This is a genomic window from Candidatus Bathyarchaeota archaeon, assembly GCA_026014725.1.
Taxonomy (GTDB): Archaea; Thermoproteota; Bathyarchaeia; order Bathyarchaeales; family Bathycorpusculaceae; genus Bathycorpusculum.
The window spans coordinates 129,557-154,180 of the sequence record JAOZHV010000026.1; the positions used below are offsets into that span (position 1 = coordinate 129,557).

The 24,624-nt window shown below is 43.5% G+C and carries 27 protein-coding genes; all 27 read right to left on the reverse strand.

Features of this window, described 5'->3' with window-relative positions; genetic code table 11:
* The 27 genes from NWE95_04705 to NWE95_04835 all read right to left on the reverse strand — a co-directional run bounded on the left by NWE95_04705 (position 1) and on the right by NWE95_04835 (position 24,617).
* Complete coding sequence (locus NWE95_04705; GenBank protein MCW4003197.1) at positions 1-903, reverse strand: DUF362 domain-containing protein; 903 nt, start codon at positions 901-903, stop codon at positions 1-3.
* Positions 904-1,848 (reverse strand): glycosyltransferase, encoded by a 945-nt coding sequence (locus tag NWE95_04710; protein MCW4003198.1) that lies wholly within the window; start codon positions 1,846-1,848, stop codon positions 904-906. It abuts the gene before it with no gap.
* 25 nt (positions 1,849-1,873) lie between these two features.
* Positions 1,874-2,854: a GNAT family N-acetyltransferase gene (locus NWE95_04715; GenBank protein ID MCW4003199.1), complete on the reverse strand. Its 981-nt coding sequence runs from the start codon at positions 2,852-2,854 to the stop codon at positions 1,874-1,876.
* Complete coding sequence (locus tag NWE95_04720; GenBank protein MCW4003200.1) at positions 2,851-3,540, reverse strand: acetyltransferase; 690 nt, start codon at positions 3,538-3,540, stop codon at positions 2,851-2,853. Before NWE95_04720 ends, NWE95_04715 begins: the two co-directional genes overlap by 4 nt.
* Entirely contained in the window at positions 3,503-3,964 is a 462-nt protein-coding gene (locus NWE95_04725; protein MCW4003201.1) for an FdtA/QdtA family cupin domain-containing protein, read from the reverse strand. The genes NWE95_04720 and NWE95_04725 overlap by 38 nt, the downstream gene beginning before the upstream one ends.
* Before the next feature lie 67 nt (positions 3,965-4,031).
* Complete coding sequence (locus NWE95_04730) at positions 4,032-5,129, reverse strand: DUF2341 domain-containing protein (GenBank protein ID MCW4003202.1); 1,098 nt, start codon at positions 5,127-5,129, stop codon at positions 4,032-4,034.
* Positions 5,130-5,252: 123 nt separating this feature from the next.
* Positions 5,253-6,323: a glycosyltransferase family 2 protein gene (locus NWE95_04735; GenBank protein ID MCW4003203.1), complete on the reverse strand. Its 1,071-nt coding sequence runs from the start codon at positions 6,321-6,323 to the stop codon at positions 5,253-5,255.
* Positions 6,324-6,356: 33 nt separating this feature from the next.
* Entirely contained in the window at positions 6,357-7,397 is a 1,041-nt protein-coding gene (locus NWE95_04740; protein ID MCW4003204.1) for a glycosyltransferase family 2 protein, read from the reverse strand.
* A 42-nt stretch (positions 7,398-7,439) separates the two neighbouring features.
* Positions 7,440-8,237, reverse strand: coding sequence for a class I SAM-dependent methyltransferase (locus NWE95_04745; GenBank protein ID MCW4003205.1), 798 nt, complete (start codon positions 8,235-8,237; stop codon positions 7,440-7,442).
* Between the two features lie 25 nt (positions 8,238-8,262).
* Positions 8,263-10,368, reverse strand: a complete 2,106-nt coding sequence (locus NWE95_04750) for a DUF2206 domain-containing protein (GenBank protein ID MCW4003206.1) — start codon at positions 10,366-10,368, stop codon at positions 8,263-8,265.
* 6 nt (positions 10,369-10,374) lie between these two features.
* Positions 10,375-11,556 (reverse strand): glycosyltransferase family 4 protein, encoded by a 1,182-nt coding sequence (locus NWE95_04755; GenBank protein MCW4003207.1) that lies wholly within the window; start codon positions 11,554-11,556, stop codon positions 10,375-10,377.
* Positions 11,557-11,567: 11 nt separating this feature from the next.
* A complete protein-coding gene (locus NWE95_04760) occupies positions 11,568-12,689 on the reverse strand; it encodes a glycosyltransferase (protein ID MCW4003208.1) in 1,122 nt (373 codons plus the stop codon).
* Positions 12,646-13,593 (reverse strand): glycosyltransferase, encoded by a 948-nt coding sequence (locus NWE95_04765; GenBank protein ID MCW4003209.1) that lies wholly within the window; start codon positions 13,591-13,593, stop codon positions 12,646-12,648. Before NWE95_04765 ends, NWE95_04760 begins: the two co-directional genes overlap by 44 nt.
* Before the next feature lie 336 nt (positions 13,594-13,929).
* A complete protein-coding gene (locus NWE95_04770; protein MCW4003210.1) occupies positions 13,930-14,829 on the reverse strand; it encodes a glycosyltransferase in 900 nt (299 codons plus the stop codon).
* 31 nt (positions 14,830-14,860) lie between these two features.
* Entirely contained in the window at positions 14,861-16,030 is a 1,170-nt protein-coding gene (locus NWE95_04775) for a glycosyltransferase (GenBank protein ID MCW4003211.1), read from the reverse strand.
* A 26-nt stretch (positions 16,031-16,056) separates the two neighbouring features.
* Positions 16,057-16,989, reverse strand: coding sequence for a DUF362 domain-containing protein (locus NWE95_04780; GenBank protein MCW4003212.1), 933 nt, complete (start codon positions 16,987-16,989; stop codon positions 16,057-16,059).
* Complete coding sequence (locus tag NWE95_04785) at positions 16,990-18,069, reverse strand: Gfo/Idh/MocA family oxidoreductase (protein ID MCW4003213.1); 1,080 nt, start codon at positions 18,067-18,069, stop codon at positions 16,990-16,992.
* Between the two features lie 4 nt (positions 18,070-18,073).
* Positions 18,074-18,766, reverse strand: coding sequence for a glycosyltransferase family 2 protein (locus tag NWE95_04790; protein ID MCW4003214.1), 693 nt, complete (start codon positions 18,764-18,766; stop codon positions 18,074-18,076).
* Between the two features lie 132 nt (positions 18,767-18,898).
* Positions 18,899-19,438, reverse strand: coding sequence for a DegT/DnrJ/EryC1/StrS family aminotransferase (locus tag NWE95_04795; protein ID MCW4003215.1), 540 nt, complete (start codon positions 19,436-19,438; stop codon positions 18,899-18,901).
* Positions 19,431-20,030, reverse strand: a complete 600-nt coding sequence (locus tag NWE95_04800; GenBank protein MCW4003216.1) for an aminotransferase class I/II-fold pyridoxal phosphate-dependent enzyme — start codon at positions 20,028-20,030, stop codon at positions 19,431-19,433. Before NWE95_04800 ends, NWE95_04795 begins: the two co-directional genes overlap by 8 nt.
* Positions 20,031-20,041: 11 nt before the next feature.
* Positions 20,042-20,572: a class I SAM-dependent methyltransferase gene (locus tag NWE95_04805; GenBank protein ID MCW4003217.1), complete on the reverse strand. Its 531-nt coding sequence runs from the start codon at positions 20,570-20,572 to the stop codon at positions 20,042-20,044.
* A 112-nt stretch (positions 20,573-20,684) separates the two neighbouring features.
* On the reverse strand, positions 20,685-21,809 hold the full coding sequence (locus tag NWE95_04810; GenBank protein ID MCW4003218.1) for a DegT/DnrJ/EryC1/StrS family aminotransferase: 1,125 nt from the start codon (positions 21,807-21,809) through the stop codon (positions 20,685-20,687).
* Between the two features lie 29 nt (positions 21,810-21,838).
* Positions 21,839-22,507, reverse strand: a complete 669-nt coding sequence (locus NWE95_04815; protein ID MCW4003219.1) for a WbqC family protein — start codon at positions 22,505-22,507, stop codon at positions 21,839-21,841.
* A gap of 16 nt (positions 22,508-22,523) precedes the next feature.
* Positions 22,524-23,150, reverse strand: a complete 627-nt coding sequence (locus tag NWE95_04820; protein MCW4003220.1) for a PIG-L family deacetylase — start codon at positions 23,148-23,150, stop codon at positions 22,524-22,526.
* Between the two features lie 35 nt (positions 23,151-23,185).
* Positions 23,186-23,782, reverse strand: coding sequence for a DUF1616 domain-containing protein (locus NWE95_04825; protein ID MCW4003221.1), 597 nt, complete (start codon positions 23,780-23,782; stop codon positions 23,186-23,188).
* Positions 23,757-24,248 carry a hypothetical protein gene (locus tag NWE95_04830; GenBank protein MCW4003222.1) on the reverse strand — a complete coding sequence of 164 codons (492 nt, stop codon included), beginning with the start codon at positions 24,246-24,248 and terminating at the stop codon, positions 23,757-23,759. Before NWE95_04830 ends, NWE95_04825 begins: the two co-directional genes overlap by 26 nt.
* Before the next feature lie 21 nt (positions 24,249-24,269).
* A complete protein-coding gene (locus NWE95_04835) occupies positions 24,270-24,617 on the reverse strand; it encodes a winged helix-turn-helix domain-containing protein (protein ID MCW4003223.1) in 348 nt (115 codons plus the stop codon).
* Positions 24,618-24,624: the final 7 nt, after the last annotated feature.

The following is a 24,624-nucleotide window of genomic DNA, read 5'->3' on the forward strand; positions in this document are numbered from 1 at the left end:
TTACTCAAGACCCAACCGTCCACCAAGTCCTACACCGACCAGAAGCTGGCGGGCACGCGTTTTAGCTTTTATCTTAAATGTCGGCTTAGGATACAAAGCCCGAAAAAACTCGAGAGATTCGCCACGTGGAATGTAGGCTCTTTTGCCCACTCCTTCCCGCTCAGCCAACGCTAAATACGCAATCCTGTACGGATTTAGACCCGCTATTTTTGCTGCTGCAAAATCAATCGCCACTGGGTCACGGCTAGCCATGACTAAATCTAGCCTGCGCGGCTGAATGCCTGAGGCAATTTTGTTGTCGATTAGGCATAGGTTGAACTTCATAGCTTTGTTTAAGGCGACGATTACGTTGCCAAGGTCGGAGTGGTACGTGTATTTTTTTGGGTAAGGGTTGCAACCGTAAATGTTCTTTAAAGCGCACGTTAACTTGATTGGGTCAACAGTATACTTGATTTTGGCAATGTTAATCCGCAAGTCGGCGTCACGGATGGTTTTGGGAACCAAAAAACTGTAGTTCTTGCCGTTACAGGTGGCATCAACGCGTTGGCTCTCATCTAAAGATAAGTTCACCAGCCGCACATTTTTTTCGCTGGCAAGCTTCTCAAACCCTAACATCCTAAAAGCGTACTTGCAACGCATCGCAGAAGCATCAGATTCCACAACCGCAACATCCACATCCCCCGAGATTTCCTCCCGTAACACGTCAATCAGCTCTGACACGAACTGCGGCTCAGTGGTTTGACCAGTCGTACAATCAAAATAATAGCACAAATTAGGCTTAATCACAACTTTCCGAACGCTTCTGTCGAAGGCGTAATCGATTAGGTTGAGCGCTTGACGAATCGCCTGTCCCATTGGATGCTCATTGCTTTTGGGGATTTTAACGAGGCTTACTAGACTCAATCAGGCAACTCCGCTGAATAGCTTTAGGTAGAATTGTAGCAGAAACTTGTGTGCTAAGCTATCGGCTTTTGTTGCAACGTGGGTGAAGTAGAGAAGGCTTTCTTTGCTGAAGGAATCAACTCGTAGTGCCTCAAAAAAGTATTGTTTCGCTAAGCCTTTTTGCCCCAGACCCAAGTATGCTTCGCCTATCTTCAAGTACAAGTTGCCTTTGAGGTGCTTTGACAGACTGTTGCCGTACCGCTCAAGAAAGTAACTTCTCAAAAGTACACGGTCTTTTAGCCAGTTGGCTTGGTCTCTAAAGATCGTGTTTTTGCCGTGAATGCGGTACTTAGCTAAGGGCTCGGGGATGAAGACGAAATCGTGGTTGTAGGAGAGGTCAACCATGAATTGATAGTCGCTTAAGTACTTCAGGTTGCAGTTGAAGGATAAGTTGCGGCAGAATTCTCGCTTAAACAGAAGGCTTTGGGCAAAAATGTAGTTCTCGTTTATGATTTCTCTAAAGATTCTGCCGTTTTTAGGTTTATTTCCACAAGCGTTCATCTGCGTGAAGGTTTGGCCAGTGGGAAAACCTTCGCTGTTTATGATGATGCCTTCAGACCAGACAACCTTGTCTTCGTCCCTTCTCAAAATGCTAAGCTGTTTTTCGAGCTTAGACGGCGCCCAAACATCATCTGAGCTTACAAAAGAGACATACTTGCCTGTGGCAGCGTTTAGGCACTCGTTTGTTGTTCTAGCAATTCCCATATTTTTATTGTGGAAAAACGCTCGCACTCGCTTATCCGTGGCAAGGAACTTTTCAATGACTTGTTTCGAGTTGTCGGTGGAGCAGTCATCAACGATTATTAATTCGAGGTCTGGGAAGGTCTGGTTTAGCACGCTTTCAATGGCTTCTGATAGGTATCTTTCGTGGTTGTAGGAAGCCATCAAAACACTTACTAAAACCATTTGTTAAGCCAACTAAACGTTAAAACTAAACGCGAATTTGGTAGATGTCGTACATGACGGCGCTTGCACCAAAATCTTCTTTGCGCCTAATCAACCCTAAATTCAGCGCCTGTCCAGATTTTTCAGTGGAAATTCCAAAATCAAAGTACCGCTTGTTTTTGTAGTAATGGTTGATTAGGTAGTCTTCTATGAAGTCTTGGGCGCCGAGACTCCAGCCCAGTTTTGAGTTGGCGGCATACTGCATGTGTGCAACGTTCTTGCTCTCGTACATGATTACGCCCGCAAGCATCTCGTCGTCTTTGCATGAGGTAAAAAGTTTAATGTTATTTGGGAAACGTGAGGCTAAAAGCTTAATTTCCTGTGCGGTGTGCGCGGGTTTGACTCCATGACGCTCGTTTAATATTTCTTGGCTTATTTTCATAAAGGATTCAAAATCTCTGCTTTCTTGGACAAAGAGCCCATTTCGTTTGGCTTTTCTTAAGTTGTCTTTTCTGCTTGAATCAAAAGGTCTCTTCTCTGATAGTTGTATACAGGAAGAAACGTTGCGTGCAATTAATTCAGCGCCATAACGGAATAAGGCATAGAGGTCCTCGTCTGCTGGAACAGAATGGTAAATATACGGCACCACTTTGTAAACAACACGATTTATGCCTATCACTTGGCAGTGCTCAAACAGTTTACCGAAAATCTCAAGCATCAACGGCTGTGTCATATCATATCCTGATACTACGCCGCCAAAAGTTAAACCACCGTGACTATACAGCGTCTGCCCATCCAAGTTTGCAGGCAAAACACCGACAAGTTTGCCTCCCTTAAAGAACAGCAACGAGTGGTCGCGGAACCTGTCTTGGTGATACTCCATGTAATTCCTGTAGAAGAGGAAAACGCCGTTTTTAGATTCAGAGACAAACCTGTCCCATAAGCCTTTGTTTTCAGGGCTGTAGACTGCTACTCTTAATGTTTTATCTCTGGTTCGTCTTTTGCTTTGGGGTTCAAGAATGGTCATATCGTTTCTGCGCCCGCGATAAACATTTGCGATTTCTTGTTTTTCAGCGGCTTAGCTGGGTTACCAGCATAAACCATACCTTGATTTGTTTGAGCAATAACAACAGCCCCCGCTCCGATAACGCAGTCTCTGGCGATTTTTATGCCACTGCCCACACAACTGTTCACGCCTAAAAAACAGTTCTCGCCTATATCACAAAAGCCAGAGATGGCGACATGCGACGCAATAAAACAGTTATCTCTAACAACTGAACGGTGCCCCACCAAGCTTCCGCTCCAGATAGTCACGTTGTCGCCGATTTTTGCGCCTCGTTGAATGCTCGCATTCTCTAAGATGAAGCAGTTCTCGCCGATTTGGGCCCCCGCGCCTATGAATGCTCTGGGGCTTATGTATGTGCAAAGAGAGTAGCCTTTCTGTTTGGTAATGTTACAAAGCCTGAGGCGGAGCCTGTTCAGTTGCGTATAAGAAATTGCAACAAACGCTTTGTGGCTCTTAGGGTCGTAGTATTCTTCAATTTGTTCAAGGGGCACGACTGGAAGGCTAAAGAGCACTTGCCTTTTCATGTGGACTTTTTCCGCGCTGAAGGCCACTATTTCATAGCATGGGTCGCTTTTGAAATAGTCGTAAGCAAGCTCCGCGGTTTCACCTTCACCGATAATTACCACTTTTTGTTTCTCTCCAGCCATTCTCAACCATCCTTTTGAAAGTATCATAGTCTCTAATGTAGTCAGATTCATCGTAAACTTGGGAAACAAGCGATAAAGCAACCGAGTTTGAGGAGAAATTCTCTAGTTCTCGCCAGATTCGTGCGGGAATGTAGAGCCCGTAGTGTGGCCTATTGAGGAAAAATCGGTGCCGACTATACCCGTCGTCTAAGACAACGTCAAAGCTTCCGCTCAAAGCTATAACAAGCTGTTGTAGCGCTTTGTGAGCATGCCCACCACGACTTGCTCCGCTTGGCACATCGTACAAGTAGTAAACTCGTTTTATTTTGAAGGGAATTTGCTTGTTCTCTTCGATGACTGAGAGGTTGCCTCGGTAATCAGTTACTTTTGGGAAATCAACAATTCTGCACTCGTCAAGAAGGCTGCGTTTTTGTTGCTTTAGCAAAATTATCTCTTCTCAAAATTAGTGTTGTAATGCAGCTTGGTTTGACCGATTACGGTAGCTTATCGGTCTAAAGGAACACCAAAATGTTTTTTCCGAATATGGTCTCTTCAGCTCCCCACGCACTCTGCGCAGGTTCATTTGCTGTGTATTTGCGGATGACAACCCAATCCACCACTGTAACAGCATACAAGTTTGAGCCACCGTTATCGGCTGAAAACATTGCACCCATTTGTTCCTCAGAAACATTAGTGCTCACGCTTCCCTGAAATATATCGTTTGACTTCAGCAGGACGTTTGTTGAACCGTTGCGTTGAATTTCATAAGTGTAAAATGTTTCTACTTGCGGCGCAAAGTTGGATAAGTCGAGCCTTGACGTGTTAGAGTAAGCCCTCGACCGAAATGACCAAGCGTAAAAAGTTGCTTCTTGGCTTGCGGTTATGTAATTTGGGTACTCGTCTATTCTTCCACCGGTGCCGGTGGAGTTGTAGATTGTTGCGAAACCATGGTGTGTCCAGCGGTAATCTGCTTGTTCAATAACTAAGGAGCGGAAACGCACAGCATAGTTCGTGCCAACTAAAGTTTTGCCGATTATGTATATCCAGCCTCTTGGGTTGGGCACGGATTCTAATTTACATTCACCATTAGAAATTGTTACTTTTCCTGCACCGAACAGTCTCCATTTAGAACTGTTTAGATCAGCTGAGAAATCGTCTGCGAATGGGAATGTCTTGTTTATGTTGCTTGCGCTAGCGACTGTTTTATTACCGTAATAGATGAAAATGTCTTGGTCAACATCGAGATTATCATTAACTTTAACCCAGAACACCGCCTTGTCTCCATCATTTTTTGTTTCTAACCAATAGTCAAGCATGGTTAAGCCATCATCGTCTGTGAATCGAACATCGTCAAAGCTTCTCTGGCATTTGGCATTAAGAAACACTTCTGAGCGAGAATCAACACCTTCCCCGTAGTAAGTAATTATTTTTATCTGGTAATCGGTGCCTGCACAATATGACCCTTCAATACTGTGCCTTTTTCGGTAATCCCAACCGATGAGCCAATTAGGGTTTTCTATGTTACTGGGTGTAGCTGGCAAGTTAAAGACAAAAATGATAGTTATCACTAAAATTATTGATACCAACAGAATGGCGAAAAAAGTTTTCATGAATTTCAAAATCTTCGCCTAAAAACGAGGTCTTTGCCTAAGAAATATTTGATGAATCAGAAATATTTAGCTTGCTATTACAAAACTGGCTTTAATTCTAATACAGCCTAAGAAAGAATTTAATCAGTCCTTGAGTATCATGTTCTCATACTTACTTACCGCAAAAGAAAGGCTATCATTGCAAAGCTTGGAGGGCAAAAGGTACAAGGCAGTGGGAAGATTAATTTTAACAAAAGCCTTTTTCAGATTTTCTGGTGAAATCGCAGTTTTGCTCCAGTGATCGAGACGGTTTTGCCATAGATGCCCAAGATTTTTAATGCTCCAAACTAATGCAGAAATGTTTCCGACAATGGCGGCTATGTTTTTCTTTTTCACGCAGAAAAAAGTGTTACTTGTTATATGAAAAGCGTTAACAAGCAATGCTCTTGCCAAATCAGTCAGCCGCGGATAAATATCAAATAGTAGGCACAAGTTTGACTTGAGCAAATGATACGTTGTGAACTTTGTTTTCCACACGTTTGTTGCTCCACCGGCATGGCGAATTTTTGACCCAGAAACCGTCACGACTCTTTTTTGTGCCAGTCTAGTTTTCAAAGAAAGCAACGTGTCATCGTAGAAAAAAGGAATTTTAGGGTCAAACAACCCCATCACTTCAACTATTTCCCGCCTAACCATCATGCAGGCTCCGCAGACAAAAGAAACCTCAAAAACTGGTAGCAACTGCATGTTGCTTGGTTTATCAGCGCATAGTGTACATTTATGTATGAGGTAGTTGCTAAAGAGCCAGCCTGCTGTCTGAATTCTTTGCCCGTCGATGGTTAAAATTAGGCTTTGCGCTAGACCGATGGTTGAATCGTTTTGCATGATACTGACCAGTGTAGTTAGCCAATCAGGGGCGACTATGGTGTCGTTGTTTAAGAAAACAATGTAGTCACCATGGGAGTGAGCAAAGCCGACGTTGTTGCCGCCGCTAAACCCCAAATTCGTGCCGTTCCTGATTATTCTAAGCCTCGAGTCAGCGCCAAACAATTCTTCTGCGGTTTGCAGGGCTTGGTCTGTTGAGGCATTATCCACAACGATGACTTCGAAGTTGTTGTATTGGTTCTTTAACACTGAATCCAGACAGCTCGTTAAGCAATCTTTGCCGTTGAAGTTTAAGATGATGACTGAGACAAGTGGGTCTGCCTGTGACAACAAAAGATGCACTCCAATATTACTGGAAAACAGTTAGGTTTCTTTGGACTTGAATCTCGCCAAATCAGCAAGAGGGGAATAAGATGAACTCAACAGTTTGTATATGACCCATTTTGCTCCGATTATGTTCCCTAACATGATGCCCTCAATTTTGCGCAACTGATACTTTGAATTAGAACGCAAATGCATCAAACTGTAGATAACACGCATGATGTCAGATTCCAATTTACTAATAACCGAAAGCTGCGGCTCATCACGGTACAAACGATAAAACAGCAGTTCAGCCTCAACAGCCCACAAAAGGTCACACCTAGGGCTCAAAAAATCACGACTTGCCGTTCTGCCATGAACAAGGTGGTACACTTTCACGTTTGGGCTGTAAATCATCTCAAACCCTTGCTTCCAGATTTGCCATCCTAACACCATTTCCCAAGCACAGCCAAGAATCCAATCACCCGCCAAATTTATGCTCCGCAAAACATCGCCTAAAACCGCCATGGAAGGACCACGAAGCAACGCTTTTACAACGCCGTGCTTGCGCCAGTAAGCATTATTGCCCCGCTCATAGACCAGCCCTGAGTCTGTTACGCAATTCTTGTATTGTTCAAGCCCTTTGAGTGGACGCCCGAACAAGGCAAACTCGTAGCGTGATAGAACACTGGGAAACTCACGTTCTGGGATAATTTTTATGTTGCCACTGTTTAACAACGCGGGAAATGAATCCCCTGTAACTGCGACGATGCTTGAGTTTTTGAAGATTTTTACTGTTTCTTCAACCCAGTCATCAGCTGGAATAGCATCGTCATCAAGAAGCGCAACGATGTCGCCTGTGGATTTCTTAATACCCAAAAAGTACGCGTCAACAATGTGACCCTGAGTCTGCAACACCGTGGTAATTGTTAATTGAGCAGATTCTTGTTTGAGTAAATCTTCAGTGCCGTCACCCGATGGCTTAACCACGGCTACCACGTCAAAGTTACGGTAGGTCTGCCGTTTTAGCGCTGAAAGCAAGAGCGCAAGCATACCGACCCTCTTGTACGTGGGGATGACAATGGAAACCCAATAGTTTCCCAATGATGAAACCGTTCAAGCACCACCAAGCCATGCATGATTTCATTACGGATGACGAGCACAGAAAACGTGTAGCCCACCCATCATGTTCAAGAAGTACTGTTCAAAAGTCGCCACAGAAGTTAACAGTTTGTCCTCGAACGCTCGCTTCAGTTGCCAAAAAACAAATTGCCCAAACCAAAAGTTGCTTTCCATGAGGGTAAGCAAAGAACCAACATCATAGCTACTTACTATAGTGAAACCGTTTTCTTGTAGCACGCAAGCAACTTTTTTCTCATCAAAATAAAATTGGTCCTCATGAGGACAAAGGAAATATTTGGTGATAAAGGTAGACCGCCAGAAAGCTGTTGCCAACAACCCTTTGGGCTTAAGCACACGATAATACTCGGCAAAAATCTTGCTAACCCCCGAAAAGGGGATATGGTCAATAGTACTCAAATCCAAAACTAAATCGAATTTTCCAGAATCAAAAGGCAAGTTTTGGCAGACTGCCTGTGTTATGCCTACATTACGAAGCCTATTCTTAGCTAAACGGCAAATCCTGTTGGAGAAATCAAAACCAACCCCCTCCACACTGGGAAGGCTACCTAAAATGTCGCGGGAAGTTTCAACACCTTCGTTCCACAAATCAACTTTTAGAATACGTAAATTCTTGTCGGCGCCAAGTTGTCCAAGAGCACGGTTGACAAGTTGAAAGTAAAACATTCGTATGTACCGGCGGATCCACTCAGGAGTTTGTTGGCGTGCAAGAAAGTAGTTGGTTACATAGTTATCCCAATAGGCCATGCTACTATTGGAAGTAGCAAAAATATCGTTTGGGTTTAGCTTACAAGGGGTTGCCACGGCACCACCAGAAAGGGATAATGTTTCATTTCACAGCGCGCACTTCGCTGCCGCCGTTACAGTAGACAACGTCTGTTTGATTGACCAGTTTTGGTAGAGTACCGTTCCACATTGACTGTTCATAGCCGATGCTTATGTAACTCAAATATACAAATTGCCCTGAACGAAGAACCGTGTAATTGTTTAAACCTGAAACGTAACCTCGATACACAAGCCCATAAGCCGTCAACGATGTAAAAAGCCCGCTGTCTGCTACAATATTCCATTCAGGACGAACGTTTCTTGAAAGCCACTGTGCACCATACACACTGTAACTATCTATGTAGCCATCTTCTCCGTAGAAACGCAACGGATCCATTCTGTAACCGCTAAGCGGCATTGACCAACTGTCAGCGCCAGCTACTTCATAAACAAAGTTTGTCTGGAACAGGAAATAAGGGACAAGAATAATAACAGCCAGCAGTGAAACAAGCAGTTTGTCCTCCTGCTTCTGAATGAACTGCACAAACGCCCATATGCCGATTATGCAGAACGGCGCTAAAAACATCAGTAAAATATGATAGAACCGCGTCATAGACAATGTGTTTGCAAGTCCAGGAACGATTGTTATGAGTACTAAGAAAGCCACTGCAACCAAGCTGAAAACCGTGTAGTCTCGCTCGAAAGCAAATCGTGTTTTCTTTCTCACTAGTGCAACTACGCCTATGACAATGAATATTTCAGTGAGGTACGCGAACCCTCGACTGATCGTGTTTAGTAGCGAGGGAGATTGAGCTAAACCTAACCCAGTCAAAACAGCTTGCCCCCTAGAGGCAGGATTAAAGAAGCCGCCTAATTGGTTGTACACGTAACCTGTGAAGGACAAAAAACTGTTAAAAACAACGGCGCCCGACGTGTAAATGTACCAAGCAAATATAGCCACAAACAAGAATACTATCATGTTGAGCTTCAGGTTGAGGCTTGGTTTTTTGAGATAAAAGACTGAAGTGCTCCATGCCGCTAAGATAAGGAACAAAAAGATTTGCGCTAAGGCGTAGTGTGAAAATATCAAACCAAAACTAAAAACTGCAAAGCCAATGAACTTTCTTTGCATCGTTATCTTTTTGTTTAGTAGCAAGAGAAACAGCAAAACAAAGAAGAGTTCAGCTATTATCTGGCGGTTTAGCGCAACCATTTCGGTGAAGAAAGTTAACTGCGCCATAAAAAGAAAAGTGGCGAGGAACGCGAATTTTTTGCCGATGTAGGGTTGCCAGAGCTGGTATAGGGCGATGGGGACTAACGCGAAAATTATGGGGTAAATAATCTTGAATATCCATGTGCCGTCCATGCCGATGATGTTTGAATAGACCGTTGGCAGGATGGTGATGCTGAGCATTGCGTTGAATCTGCCCAATCCCTCATCTGCCGGGAAAGCGAACACAGGATTCCAGTGAGAATTAAGCTGCGTGTTTCTAAAGACGTAGAGTTCTGCCGGGGAGTCGCTTCCGAATGGAACGATATAGTTGGAGAGCAGAGAAACGTGGAACAGGAGCGCTATGGCTATCATGAAGATGGCGAAAATGTAGAAGCTTGCTGATTTCTCAAAGAAAGTACTGACGCCGCCAAGAATGGCTATGGCTACAATCATGACTAACAGGATTGTGTTGTTGCCTGTTGTGTTGACAAAGTATATGCCTACGATGCTTAAGAGAGGAATCAAAGTTAGAAGTAGCAGGGCGGGGCTAAAGCTGATGCCCTCTGTTGTGGCTGGTTGCCTGATTTTTCTTTGTCTTATGTAAGCAACCGCGGCTCCGACAAGTATTAGGGTGTTAATGAAGAGCGAAAGGGGCAGAGTTGCAAGCGGAAAGCCTAACCCAAAAAGGTAGCCGAACTCGTTGATTAGCAGCCCAGAAAACATCAAAAAAGCGATGCTGAAGCCGACTGAGAAAAGGACACGCTCGATTGTTGCGAATTTTTCTTCGAGTTTTAGAAGTTTGACCACGATTAAGCCTGGAATGACAGTGAGGTAAACTGTACCTATTACTTGGCGCGCAAGCTGCAAATCAAAGAAAAGCGCGATGTACATCACGATTTGTAAAAGCACCGCTATGGCTAGAAAGTTTTGAAAAAGGTAAGCACGATTAAAAATCACTTTGGCTCAACTGTTTTTGACTACCGATTGATAAACTTGGAAGATTTTTGGTGCCACAGAACGGATATCGTAATCCTTGGCGGTTTGTGCACCGTTTACTGCAAGTCTTTTCCTCAGTTCCTTATCTTTTATTAGGGTTAACAGGACAGACGCTAATTCATCGGTGTTATCAGGCTCAAAAAACAAACCGTTGTTTCCATGACTGATTGTCTCTTTTAGCACTCCAAAATGTGGGGCGACGACAGCAAGTCCTGCCGACAAAGCTTCGAGAGTTGCCATGTAGCCGAAGTTTGTTGCAACAAAAATATCGCTGTTCCAGAGGTATTTTCTTACGGCTGTTTGTTTGCCAACCATAGCAACGGACTGTTCTAGCTTTAGCTCTTTGATTAGAGTCTTTAGGTAGCTAAACATGGTTCCGTAGCCGACAAGGATAAGCTTAGCGTTTGGAAATTGGATGCTGACTTGTTTGAAGGCTTTGACCACCATGTCTGGAGTTTGTACTGGTTCAAATCTGCCGACATAAATAATCGTAGTTTTGTGCGGTGAAATTGACGCGCCGTTGTTGCTAAAGTATGGGGTGTCAACGAAGTTTGTGATATAATAACTCTTTTCGCCAAGTCCCATACTTTCTAATATGCTAAAAACCTCTTTTGAGTAAGTAGTGATTGCAGCAACATCATTCTCCAATATGGTTCTCACAGTGGAAGATTCCAGCGGCATTCCGCCCATCAATGGGTCGCCAACAAAAGCGCCATGCAGAGTTAGAATCAGTGGTTTTTGGAAGTGCCGGCTCAAAAAAATCCCAAGGTTGATGTATTCTAAATCTTTCCAAATCCCATGTATATGAAACGCATCAGCTGATTTGGCATATTTCCAGTTAGCCGCTTCATGACATAAACTTGCAAACTTCATCTTTTCAATGGGCTTAGGCATCGAGCCAAAAACATACATGAAAGCGCCGTTAACCAAGTCAACTGGTTTTGGTCCAAGGCGGTAAACTTTTAGAAAACCTGTGTCCTCGAATTTTTTAATGTTCTTTGTGAGTAGCAGAAATTTTGTCCGCCCTGTCACGAGTGAAAAGTCTACGCTGTGATGTTTCGCCAAGTAATTGGTCAACCCTAAAATGTAGCGTTCCAGACCGCCGATTTCTAGAGGCCAAAATCTTTCCCATACATGGCAAACATGCAAAGAAAGCATCCTCACTCATAATGGCTGGAGAACAGGTGCATGAAACGAGAAGAAAAATTCGAGATGGAGAAGCGCTCGGAAATTTCTTTCATCTCATCAGTTCTATCATTTGACCAGTTGTCGATTTCGTTGTCAATCTTTGCGGCGGCTTCTTGCATGCTCTCATAGCGGTATTGTTGCGGAACGAACTCTCTCATTCCGCCAGAATCATGAACGATGGGCAAGCAACCAAGTGCCATGGCTTCAACGATTGAAATCCCAAAATGCTCGCCAACCATAGTGTGCAGGTAGATTTTCGCTCTCTTTAAGAGGGCAATCTTTTGCTCGGCTGAGGCATTAGGGTAAAATTTTACGCGGTCAGTCAGGTCTAGTTTTTTGGTTAGGTTCTGCAGTTTCTTTAAGACTTCTTGGTTGGTTAATCGTCCTATTACTGCAAACTTTATGCTCTTTTCTGTTTGCAAGGCGATGTAGGGTACTCGCTCAAGGAGCTTGTTTGATTCAAAACGCGAGGTTGTTACCACAAGGTTTTCGTGTGAGTTTTTGATTGCGTCCTTGCCTATTGCCGAGATGGTGGAGGCGAAGGGTGGATAGAGGACGTGGGCAGTTTTGTTTTGGTACTTTCTGATTTGGTCTGCAGTGTAATGGCTGTTTGCTAAAACTAAATGCCTGCTGTAGTTGACAAGATTTTTTTCTAGTAACACGTGTAGTAAAGTGCCAGCTTGCATGATGCGGGGGTTTTCCAGATAGGGAAATTCTTTGCTGAAGGCGGATGTGTTTAGGTATGGGAAGTGGATGTAGCTGATGTCTGTCCAAGGAAACACACAGTTAGAGAAGGCATCGATGAAGGCGTCGCATTTTGTTTTTGCGATGTAGGAGTGAATTATTGTTTGGTAGAAGTCTGCTAACTCTCTTGGAGGAAAACGTGTTGGTTGCGTGATGTTCGTGATGGATGGGTAGAGTGTTTCTCCAAAGAAGGCTTTGATTTCTTTTGGATTAACTCTCTCACTGGTGAAGAGGATTACGTGGTGGTTGTTTTGGGCTAACGTGTTGGCAATGGCTACTGCAATGAATTCTCCGCCGCCATATACGCTAAGTGTTGGGCAAAAAACGCCGATTCTTATCTGAATCACCACGGAAATTATTGCTTAATTGTCCCTTAATGAAACCGCAAGTCCAAGCTGTCTGCTTTAAACCAAAATGCCACGGCAAAAGAAAAACGTGTTTCTCATGCAGAAACCTGTAGGCAGGAAACGAATAAAACAGCCCAGCTACAAAACCAGCAAGCGGCGACATGCGCGGCAGTGAAAAAGCGTCTTTAATGCGCCGAAAACTCTTCTGACAACTATAACCGTACCAGAAATATTTCCGCCACAGTTCAAAGAGGTTAGATAATCCGCCATGCAATTCATAGAACTCTGCCAAGTTGGGCTGAATCCGCCAGCCCGCCTTTTTTATTCGTAAGATTAAATCGGTGTCTTCTCCAGCGCCCGTTATGTACTCGTCAAACCCTTTAACTTGCTTTAGAGCTTCAGTTCTAAAAGCTGTTCCGCCAGTACCGATTAACTTGTCAGTTTTCCAAATGAAACTTTTAGGTTGCTCAAAGCTTCTTTGATTGACAATGTATGGTGTGACCTCAAGGTTCAAAATCAAGTTGTCAGGAACCGTCTTGAAAACTCCAGCGGTGACTCCAACCTGGCTATCTTTTTCCAAGACCTCAACCTGCGCCTTCACGTAACCGCTCGTTAACCTCTCATCAGCATCCACAAAAAGCACATACTTACCCCCTGCCTCTTTCACGATTAAATTTCTCGCATGACCCAACCCCTTCCAAGCGGAGCTTAAGAACTTGGCTCTGCCACCAAAAAACGGCAGGTAACGCTGGATTATTTCTGGGGTGCTGTCTTGGCTGCCGTCGTCAACAAAAATTACTTCCAACTGTTCAGGCGGAAAATCTTGTGTAAGAATGCTTTCGATGGCGTTTGGGAGAAGTTTGCCACCGTTGCAGACGCATATGCCGATGGTTACAAGAGTTTCCATGCATAAACCAGCTTAAAAGAACAGCATATTTGCATCCTAATTTTTGACCTATGCAGAAAACCTATAGGAAGGGTAGGTGAGACTCACCTTTTTGTGTTGTTGGCCTTTACTGCGACCATTGCTTACTACGACCATTACAGTTAGCTATTGCCCCCGTGGTTGGTCGTAGTAAATTGTCAATTCATACCGTCAACCGGCACCCTTGATGGTCGTAGTAAACCCCACAGCCACTCAGCGTCCAACTTGCTTTTTATAGGGGATAGGGGGTAGCTGAAAAAGCAACAAACCTGCGACATTTATTATATAATTAATGTAAGAGCTTTCGAAAAAAGAGCGTTAAAGCCCATGACCATACCCATCAAAATGCGCACGACAGAACCCACAAAACCAAGCCAAACGCTTAAACGTATAATGCATAGGCAACAGAAAAAACGCCTTGTTATGCGTTAGCAAATAAGCGCCCGGTGAACGCAGAATTCCAGCTACAAAACCAGCCAGCGGCGACATCTTCCAAAGACTCAAAGAAGCAGGGTCTTTGTGAAAGATAAAGTGCCCACCACGACCATACCAAACGTATTGGCTCCAAAGTGAACCCCAAGAAAGCTGCGTTGACTCAGTAAACCGCACCTCTGTAACAGCTAACTCCCATCCATGCGCCCTAACACGGTAAGTCATCTCCGTATCTTCAGCCGCGCCATTGATGCTTGTGTCAAAACCGCCAGCCTGCCTAACCGCCTCAACCCTGTAAATCGCGCCTTCAGCACCAGGCAAAACCCCAAACTTAGAAGTGTTAGCTCTTAAACCAAACGTTGAATCAACCGCGTACACGATGTTTTCTAAATCAGCAACCAAACCATACCCAACATGCACATTATACCGTCCACCAGCAATCCCAACCCGCGGATGGCTCTCCATAAACGCAACTTGCTTTTCCAGATAATCAGGCGGCAAAACCATGTCAGCATCAACCCAAACGATATACTTGCCAGTAGCTTCCAAAACAACCAGTTGCCTAGCAAAGCCCAAACCAGTTCTTTCAGCGAAAAATCGCACCTTAAAACGCGCGTTTCTCAAGCTGTCCTTAACTATCCGCATCGTATTGTCTTTGCTGTTGCCGTCCACCACAATTAACTCTAAGTCTTTGGCTGGAAGAGTCTGCGCGACCAAGCTGTCTGTGGCTTTCTTGATTGTCTTCTCGGCATTCTTTACGCATAATCCAACCGTCACCGTGACCATTTACAAACCACATTGCTCCCAATAGATGGCTCTAGATTAATTTGTGCTCACGGAGCAACTTCTCGCTAAGCCCAAACCGAGATGCCTCAATGGGCTTCCAAAACCTAAATTTCCGATTAGAAACAAAAAAGGACAAAGCCACAAGCAAAATCAAGTTATTCTGAATTAACTCAACCGCTATGGTGCGAGTTTTCTTAACAGCAAAAAGTACGCATGCCCCAAAAAACAACGCCAAAGCAAGCAGCCGATAAGCGAAGAAAACAAACACTGACAAAACCGCCAAAACAACAAACAACACAGGATTGATTAAATGAAGCATGATTTCTGGAAGTGCTATTCTTTTTGGAAATGCCAACTTACCCTGCGCCATCAACCTCAAGCATCTAGCCCACAACTTCTGTAAATGGCTAGCACGCCGAAGTTTAATGGCAAATTTATCCCTAAAAATCGTCGGGCTAACCGTGAAAAAACCAACCTCAGGAATCAATAAAGCACGCTTGTTTTTCTGAACAATGTCTAGCGCAGTTCCTGAATCATCTGTAAAATGATTAAACTCCTCCAACACGCTTCGCTTGTAAGCAGCAAAACCGCCCTGAAAAAAGATTGTTGAATGCATCTTAGATTCGCCAATCCTAATCGCCTGCACAGTGGCATCGTAATACTGCTCGCCCACAGTAACCCAACTATCCCTCGGATTCAAAAGCAACTCACGCCCTGTTACTGCGCCAACGGTTGGGTCAGACAAATAACCCAGAGCTTTGCGTAGAATGTCATGCGGCCAAAAGCAGTCAGCATCAGAAATTATCACCACACTGGCGTTGATGCCTTTCAAAGCGCTGTTTAAACATCCAGTTTTACCTAAGTGCACTTTGCTGTTGAATATACTGATTTTCGGCAACGAATTCTCTGCGATGTACTGGTTAATTTCTCTTAAAGTGGAATCAGTTGAAGAATCGTTAACCACAACGATTTCCATTTTGTCAAGCGGATATGACACTTTAGACAGATTTTCCAGTTTAAGCCTTATTGTCTTCTCCTCATTATAGACAGGTATCATTATGGCAACAGAAGGAGAATAATCGTTTTTCACGTTCAAATCCCAACCTGAAGATGAACGCTTCTTCATGTACACAAAGTAAACGGCTGGAACCCCAAAGAAAACAGCACATAAACTAACCCAAACAGCCAAACTCCAATCCATGCGTTCGTACTCCGTTTTTCAACCGCTTACTGCTCTAAGAATGGTGGAAGAACGTCTCCTGAAACGGCAGTGTAAGCCCTCAGCAACCGAAGCTGCAAATCCCAAGACAGCGCGTGCATGCGGTAACTGTAATGCGGAAAGTTCTTCTTGACCTCAGCCAAAGTAATGTTATCTTCGATTAGATGGATGTTTTCCGTGGCACCGATTTTTTCTTTAGCCGCCAAATGCAGGTAAAGCATTTTTTTAGGATTAAAACTCATCGCCTTAGCCGCCACAAAATCGGTTGACAAGGCATTGTCGCCAGCGATGATTACACCGAGCTTTTTTGGACATGACCCGCGAACAATCAAGCCGTCAACCACAACAATGTCAGAGGGCACAATCTTGTTTGCCGCAACAATAACATTCTCGATGTTACGATGATAAACATATTTTCTCGGCTTCGAAATCGCTCCAAACATGTTCTTCATTGCACAGGTGACACCGACGAAATTATGCGTTTTAAGCTTGGGCACATTAACTACCAAATCAGCATTCAAAAGCTCCTCATTAAAAGGCAACGTCAAACTCGCTTTGCCAACCTCAACAGTTCTGTCAACAATGCTTCCTTCACTCAGATTCTTTAGCTCCACACTGTTTTGTTGACATACATCATTATAACCCAAGATGCTAAATGCATATTTGGTCCGCATCGCCGAAGCATCAGCCTCAGCCACAGTGATGTTAACGTCGTTCCCAATTTTCTTCTTGAGATATTTTATTACTGAACAAACAACCCGCCCATCAGTAGTCTCGCCCGTGGAAGCATTCCAGTAATAGCACAAGTTCGGTTTAATCATAACATTTTTTACGCCGCTAAAATCATAACTCAAGCAATCGATGGCTCGTTCCACCACGTCATCGATAACGCTGCTGGAAAATGTCTGGTTCTTAACTGATGCAACACTTACCTTCGTCATTCATTTCCACTCATTCTTACTATAAGCCGTATCAATCAGTCGAATAACATCCAACTGCTTGTCTAAAGAAACAGGAAAATCCGCACCTGTCTTTAACGCCTCAAAAAACTGCTGAATTATTTTGTAAAAAGAGGCGTAATAATACGTGTAAGAGAGATAAGTTGGCTTTTTCTGGATAATCCGTCGGGCAAGATTGCACAGTCCCTCTTTGAGGGCGTTTACTCGCGGATTGTTTGGAATGTAACGATCAGTTGAGTCAAAACTCACAGTTCCGTGCATGTTGATTCTGAAATTGAAATCTGGGAAAATCGATTTTGAGAACCAGCCAACATTAACTATTCCAGTTGTATCGCTTGTCTTGGATTTCAAAACAATTGTTCCTGTATCTTCAATAGGTAAATTCAACTTGTGCCCCAAACACGAGTAAGCGACATCAAAATCACCCAGCATCCAGCACAAAACATCAATCAAATGGTAACCCAAATCAAGCAACGCGCCGCCACCAGCTAAATTCTTGTCAAGCCACCAGTCGGGGACTGGAGCCGGCACAAGAGCATGCGAAATAGGGCCATTCATTACAAGTTCCGAAGTAGCGATGACAGTATCGCCGATTTCTCCGCTATCAAGCTTGCTCTTAATTTTCTGCACACAAGGAAAATAACGGTAATTAACCCCAACCATCATGCGAACATTCTCTTTCTTAACCTTGCCAAGCACTTCGTTGGCTTCAGCAAGGTTGCGGGCAATAGGCTTGTCTAGAAAAATATCAAGACCTCTATCAGCCGCGTAAAACACGCAGTCTTTTTTCACGTAATTCGGCAACGAAATAATAACCGCATCGAGTTCTTCTGAGTCTAACAGTTTACTGTAATCATCATAACTCTTAGCATGAAATCGTTCTGCAAACTTGCGGTTCTTTAGGTATTTATCGGCTCCAGCCACCACATCAACGCCGTCCACACGCATCGCATTAAGCATGTGAAGCTGACCCATGTGTCCTAAACCCGCAATCCCGACCCTGAGCAAAAATCCACAACCAACTGCTAAAAAACAAAAAGAAAGAGCTGTCAAAGAAAGCATGAGCTTAAAAGGTCAAGCTCTCAACCAGAATCCTCTTCATTATGCCTAAGCCGTCTCTCAGCTTAAGCTTCTTTTCACCAAGCCTGTCACGATAATCAATCGGCACCTCAACAATCTTGTACCCCTTCTTTTCAACAAACGCGTTCATTTCTGCTTCTACATCAAATCCTTTACTCTTTGGCTTCCAACCATCTAAAACTTCACTACGTACAATCCTTAAACCTGACAAGGGGTCATCAAGTTTAACGCCGTTCATCACGAACTGAGCAAACGCCAGCAACTTGTTACCTACATAAAAGGGGTTTGTGACTGACTTGTCATGGTTATGTTGACCTTTGAACCTGTTGCCAATAACCATGCCGACCTGGGGATTCTGTTCCAGCACTTCAAGCATCTTAGGAACATACTCTGCTGGGTAAGTGTAATCTGCATCAGTGAAAACGATGTACTGCACTTTGGAGCAAAGAGGACTGAACCCTTGAAACATAGCGGCTCCCTTGCCTTTGCCCTCTTGCAGCAAAACATCAGCGCCCATGTTCTTCGCTATTTCCATGGTTCTGTCAACGCTGTTGCCGTCAACCACAACCAAGTAGGGATTACCCAAAACCTGTTGTAGTTCGCTAATGGTTGGTCCTATGCCTTCTTCCTCGTTGAGTGTTGCAATAACTACAGAAATACTCGGGTTAAGTTCGACCATAAAAGTATCTTCCCGAAAAAATCAAAAACTACAGTTATTAGTTATGCGGGAAAACTAACTCTTAAAGCCGTAAGGAATTAACATCCCGAACACTAAACAATTGTTCTATACATTTCCAGTAGAGTTCTGTAGTTAAGAAAGGGCGTGAAGCAGAAAAGTAACTTTTTCAAGGACATAATTAACATCTTGAGCAGTTAATTGCACATGCATCGGCAGAGCCAACGTTCTAGAAAGAACAGTCTCAGCCGTTAACAAGCTTGCATACGAAAGAGCTCCTAGCTTTTTGTAGACAGTTTGGAGGTGACATAGCGGATAAAAAATATTTCCAGTTTCAATGCCGAAATCCTCAAAAAGTAACTGGGTGAATTTTGTTTTGTCTATTTTATCATTTAATTTCAAAGGGTACTTGTAATAGCTGCTTCTGTAACACGCAGGGCAACTAACAATCCCTATAGTGTTGATTTTCTCAAACATTTCATTGTATTTGTTAGCTATTTCATTTCGCTTTGAAATGAACTCTTCAAGCCGATTCAACTGGTAAATGCCTAAAATCGCAGAAATCTCAGGCAAAACCATGTGACGCCCAAAATCAACAAAAATAGTTTTCCCAGCTCCTGAACCGTAGAACCTGTATTGTTTTGCCAACTCGCCAAGTTCTGAATTGTTAGTCACTAACATGCCCCCCTTCCCCTGTCGTTAAAACTTTTGTTGGTGCGAAGGAAAAGACTGCTGAATCACCAAAACTGCCTACTTTCTTGCCGTTGATGGCTGCACCAATTGCATGCGTCGCATCTTCGATTAGAAAAAGCCCGCTTTCATGGCAAATCTCTGTTATCCTTTCCAAGTCAGGGTTAGGAAAACCAGCGATGTGTGTAACGATTACTCCCCGAGTTTTTGGCGTGATATTCTGAAGCAAGCTTTTCGGGTCCATGGAAAGCGTGTCTGCACGTATATCAGCGAAAACAACCTTGCCACCCGCAGAAAGTACGCTGTTTGGTACAGAAATGAAACTGTTTGTGCAAACCACCACTTCGCCATCATTCACATTAAAGTAGCGAAGAGCAGTTTCAAAAGCACTTGAATCAGAATCAAAAGCTACAGCGTTCTTAACACCGATATAGTTGGCAACCATCTGTTCAAAAAGGGTAACGTTTTTGCCGTTCCTAAATTGCCCCTCTTCCAATACTGCACTAATATCAAGCAATAATCGGTCGATGTCTTCTTTTGGAAAGAACGGCCTCGAAGAACGAATCAGCTTGCCCATCGAAATGTTTCCTAAAAATCATAGCGGACAGTAAAAAGATGAAATTGCTCATCTAAGATTGTGTGCAAAAGCTTCCAAGTTCGATGTTTATACAATCGGTGGAAAATGAAGCCAAACCTCAGCTGAGAAAGCGCTCCATAACTTATAGGTCTGACGTAAAGCTTGTTGCCACGTTTGAGCACTGTCCAGCGATGCACGCCTTCGCCATACAAAAGCTCGTTGACCCATGAGGGGCATTGTACGTAGCCATGTTTGGCAACGCGTTTTAATTCCTTAAAAAGGCTCCATGGGTCAGCTATGTGCTCAATCAGGTAAAAACTCGTTACAAAATCGAAAGCTTCATCTTTGAAAGGCAAATTAGTGCAACTGCACAAAACAAACGGTTTACCCTCAGTCACTAAGCCCCTCATGCTCCTGTCGGGAACAGGCTCCACATGGAGGTCACACAAAACGTTGGCTTTTGGAAAAGGGGTTGCCCCACAAGCAACATCAAGACAGAACGGTACATTTTTCGCTAACCGAGCAACGTCACAATACTTCATCTTTCCAAACTTGAACCTATCAAACTCTGATTCCCGATAGGAAACCGAGTTTTATGAGCACCAACTCTTCGTTCTCTCCAAGGCATGAAGAGCACTTATTTTGCATCTAAAATTAAGCCGATAATTCGCTTATTGCTGAGGCAAGAGCATCCCGAATGTACCGTACATTCTCTTTTGTGATGAGGCAATGCATTGGCAAGCACAACACGCTTTTGAGAACACGTTCAGCAGTCGGAAAATCGCCTTCTCTGGTTCCAAACGTTTCCATGTAGTAAGGCTGAAGATGGCAAGGCGGATAATACACGTGCCCAGTTTCGATTCTATATTTCTCCTTCATCAGAGCGCTTAGTTTTATTCGGTCAATTCCTTGGGTTAATTTCAAAGGGTACTTGTAATAGCTATGCCTAAAATTCGGCGGCACTTTGAAAAGCGAAACCCCTTGAACATCAGACAATGCTTCTTGATACCAGTTTGCCACTTGATTACGTTGGGTTAAGAATTCTTCCAGATGCCTAAGTTGGTGCTTGCCAATCACAGCCGCAACTTCGCTCAATCGCCAATTATGACCCAACGTTACCATCTGCCTACTTGCATTTTGCCCGCATGCCCGAACACAACGGGCTTCCTTGGCAAGCTCATCGTCATTTGTTATTATCATTCCGCCTTCGCCTGAAGTCATAACTTTAGTTGGATAGAAAGAGAAACACCCCGCATCACCAAACGTTCCTGCTTTTTTGCCATCCATCAACGCTCCATGCGCGTGTGCCGCATCCTCCAAAAGAAACAGCCCTTTATCCTCACAGAAATCCTTGAGTTCATTGATCTCTGGGCAAACCAAACCAGCAATGTGCACTACAATGACGCCTGCAGTATTTGGAGAAACCTTCCTTTTCACATCCTCAACATCAATGCCTAACGTGTCTTGGTTCATATCGGCAAAAACAGGTTTGCCGCCAGCAAAAATCACCGAGTTCGGTGTTGAAATGAAAGTGTTTGTCGGCACAACAACTTCTCGACCCCTAAGTTTGTAATGCCTAAGTGAAATATCCAGCGAGCCTGTACCAGAATTAACGGCGATGGCATGTTTTACGTTGGTGTATTTTGCGAATTCTTCCTCGAATTCTTGAACTTTTGGTCCTTCAGTTAATCTGCCGCTCTTCAGAACCAACCGAATCTCAGTCAAGATTTCGTTCAAACTGTCTTCTGGAAAATAAGGAAATGAACCAAGAATCTTCACGATGAACTCTCCGTTGCGGTCCTAAAATGTTACCACTGTTTTGCGCCAGTGCAAAAGAGAAAGTCAACCACTGAAAGATTAGCTACAACCTCCTCTCGCGTCTGAAGATACTGAGGGTGCATAAATTCTTGAAAAACCAAGTCTATTCCTTCTTCCTCAAAGCGCCGTTTGTCAATGTAGTCTCTTCCGCCGTCGCCCGCAAGTTGCACATCAGCACCAACTTTTTTGCATTGAGCAATAAGTAACTCGGTTTTTTTTCCTTCAACTCCAAGAGAAGAACTCATTACTAAGGGCTTATCTATTTTTAGAAAGCGCATGATTCCCCTAATCAGATGCATGTTAAGGTCAACTAGCATATTCCATTCACGCTCATATGTATCCTCAAAAAATTCAAAATAGTCAGCCCAGTAAGGTGCCTTACAATAGCTATGCTTTAAAGTTAGCCAGTGTCTGCGCCCCCAATTCGGTTCTGCATTGTTGGCGATTTTGACTTCGTTGATTTGTAACGGTTTATTCGCATGTTCCACTGGAATACTGAGCCATTTCACGCCGCCAGCAGTCATAATCTTGTTTCTGTTGGTGAAACCTTGATGTTCAAATTGAACGTTATCTTCAACTATGAAAATCTCACATCTTCGCATTTTATCAAAAAAGCCAAGCCACGGCAAATAGTTTGGTTGATGACCTGCAACAATCATTAGCTCAATTCACCCTTTATGGTGATAATTTTTCTACATATCTCACCACTTCAAAAGCTTCGGCTGCAGGAAGACTAACTTGGCTTCCTCTAAATGACGCCAAATTAATCATGGACTCGTAGGTGATGTACCGTTTTGTTTTTTGTGAGAGGTGACATTTTAGTGCTGTCCACTTGTCACCTACACAATTCGTTATATCTACAAAGTAAGTAGGAGAAAAAGAAGGAGTCACCCGTGGTGTTTCATATGCCAATAGTTTTGGTGCGTTTCTAAAAGCAGAAATCGATAACCAACCGACTTGACGATGGTCCTGATGGATATCGTTAACTGTATGCGTAAGTATAGTCTCAGCCCTATTTGCGGTATAGAAGGCCTCAAGAAAATCTATTGCTTGCCGTGAACAGGGAATCTCTGTGTCTGGGAAATCGCCAAAATGCACTTCTTTCACCCCAAGAGTTCTCAGCGCTTCGATACTTTCTTTTAGTCGCACTTCTGGGCTTCCGCTCTGTTCACCTTTTGAGAGAAAAATAGCTATCACTTTTTTCCCAAGTTTAGATGCGACGCTTAGGGTTCCCCCGCAGCCTAATTCTATGTCGTCAGGGTGCGCGCCCACTGCAAGAATTACATCAGACTTTAAAACCAAAATTTAGTCCTTCAAATAAGCAAAGGGCTGCCAGATTAAACGTTCATTCTCAACCACAAACTTACATAACGTTGATGATACTCGAAAGTCTGTGTTGTACCATTGTAAAGCCATAGTTCAAAAAACAAGTTCCCATAGAAACCCCTCCTCTCTGCGTCTCGGTTGATAACTGTATTAACAGTCAAAGGCACGCCATTAACCGTGATTGTTTGCACGACAAGCTGGTCAGGAGAATTAACCGCATATTGGAAAGAGACGTCAAGAGGTATTTCGTATGTTGCTTTATCGGCAACAAAAAAGGGTATGCTTACTATTGATTGGAGATTGCTTGCTGTGTGGGCGAAGCTGTCTGGTGCTGATTGAGTTTGACTGCGGAACTTTATTTCCAAGGTATAGTAGGCGCTGGCTCCTAAACGGTTGGTGACATCTATGTATAAGCGATAGTTTTCGCCAACCGTTATGTTAGAAGGATAAGTGGCATTGTGGTATTGACCTAAAATTGATAATTCAGTGATAAAATACGTTTGGGGAATTTCTACTATTTGCTCAAAAGCAGGTGACGCAACCAGTAACGCTAAAACAGCCGTTACAGATAACAAGATTGCTTTATACTGTATGGTTTTTTGTGTCATCTGTGTTTCTCCGTTCTTTTCGACTTAAAGAAACATAGGAAGCTACTCCTGCGGACAGAATAGCGGCTGAAAATACTATCGACAGAACGATTGTGGACTGCTTTCTATTGTTCTCGCCAATTGCGGTTTCATGTGCAATATTAACTTTAGAGACAAAATCATTGAGTTGGTTTCTGCTTTGACTCGCGTAATCAAAAGCTGAATCGAAATTGTTACTTGCATATGCCAACTTGGCTTTTGTCAATAATTCAGCAACATTGTTCAAAGTAGCCACTAGTGCCGTTACATCTACGCCTGCTGACTCTGCTTGTCTAACTTCGTCAAAACAGCTTTTCATGGTGCTTTCCGCTGAAGAAATTGCGTTTTGGGCGCTTCCTTGGTCAGCGGAAACTGTTTTGGAAAACGCGACAGTGGCTAAGAAAAACAGCAAAAACGTTGTGAGAGAGACAGTGGTGCATTTAACCATTTTTTCACCAAAATTAGCATGTTACTTGGCGGTTTGATTTAGGTACGTTTTGTTTTGTCTAACAGGGCATAAATTCTCTAAGACTTTCTTTTTGGTTGAGAAATCACTGAGGCGTTTTTCCATGCTTTTGCTACATCGGGCATAATCTTTGTAAGCTTCTAAGTACTCTTGCCCTTTAAACGTCAACGTGTAACTTTGACTTTGACGTTCATATCTTATGAGTGCAGCTTCAGCAATTTCGCTTAGGTATTTTTGGAGGACTCTGTAGCTTAAGTTAGCCTGATACATGATTTGGGTTTTCTTGGCTTCTCGACTAACAACGTTTAGTATGTCAGCTATAATGTCCACTCTATCCCGATAACTAACCAAGTAAAAC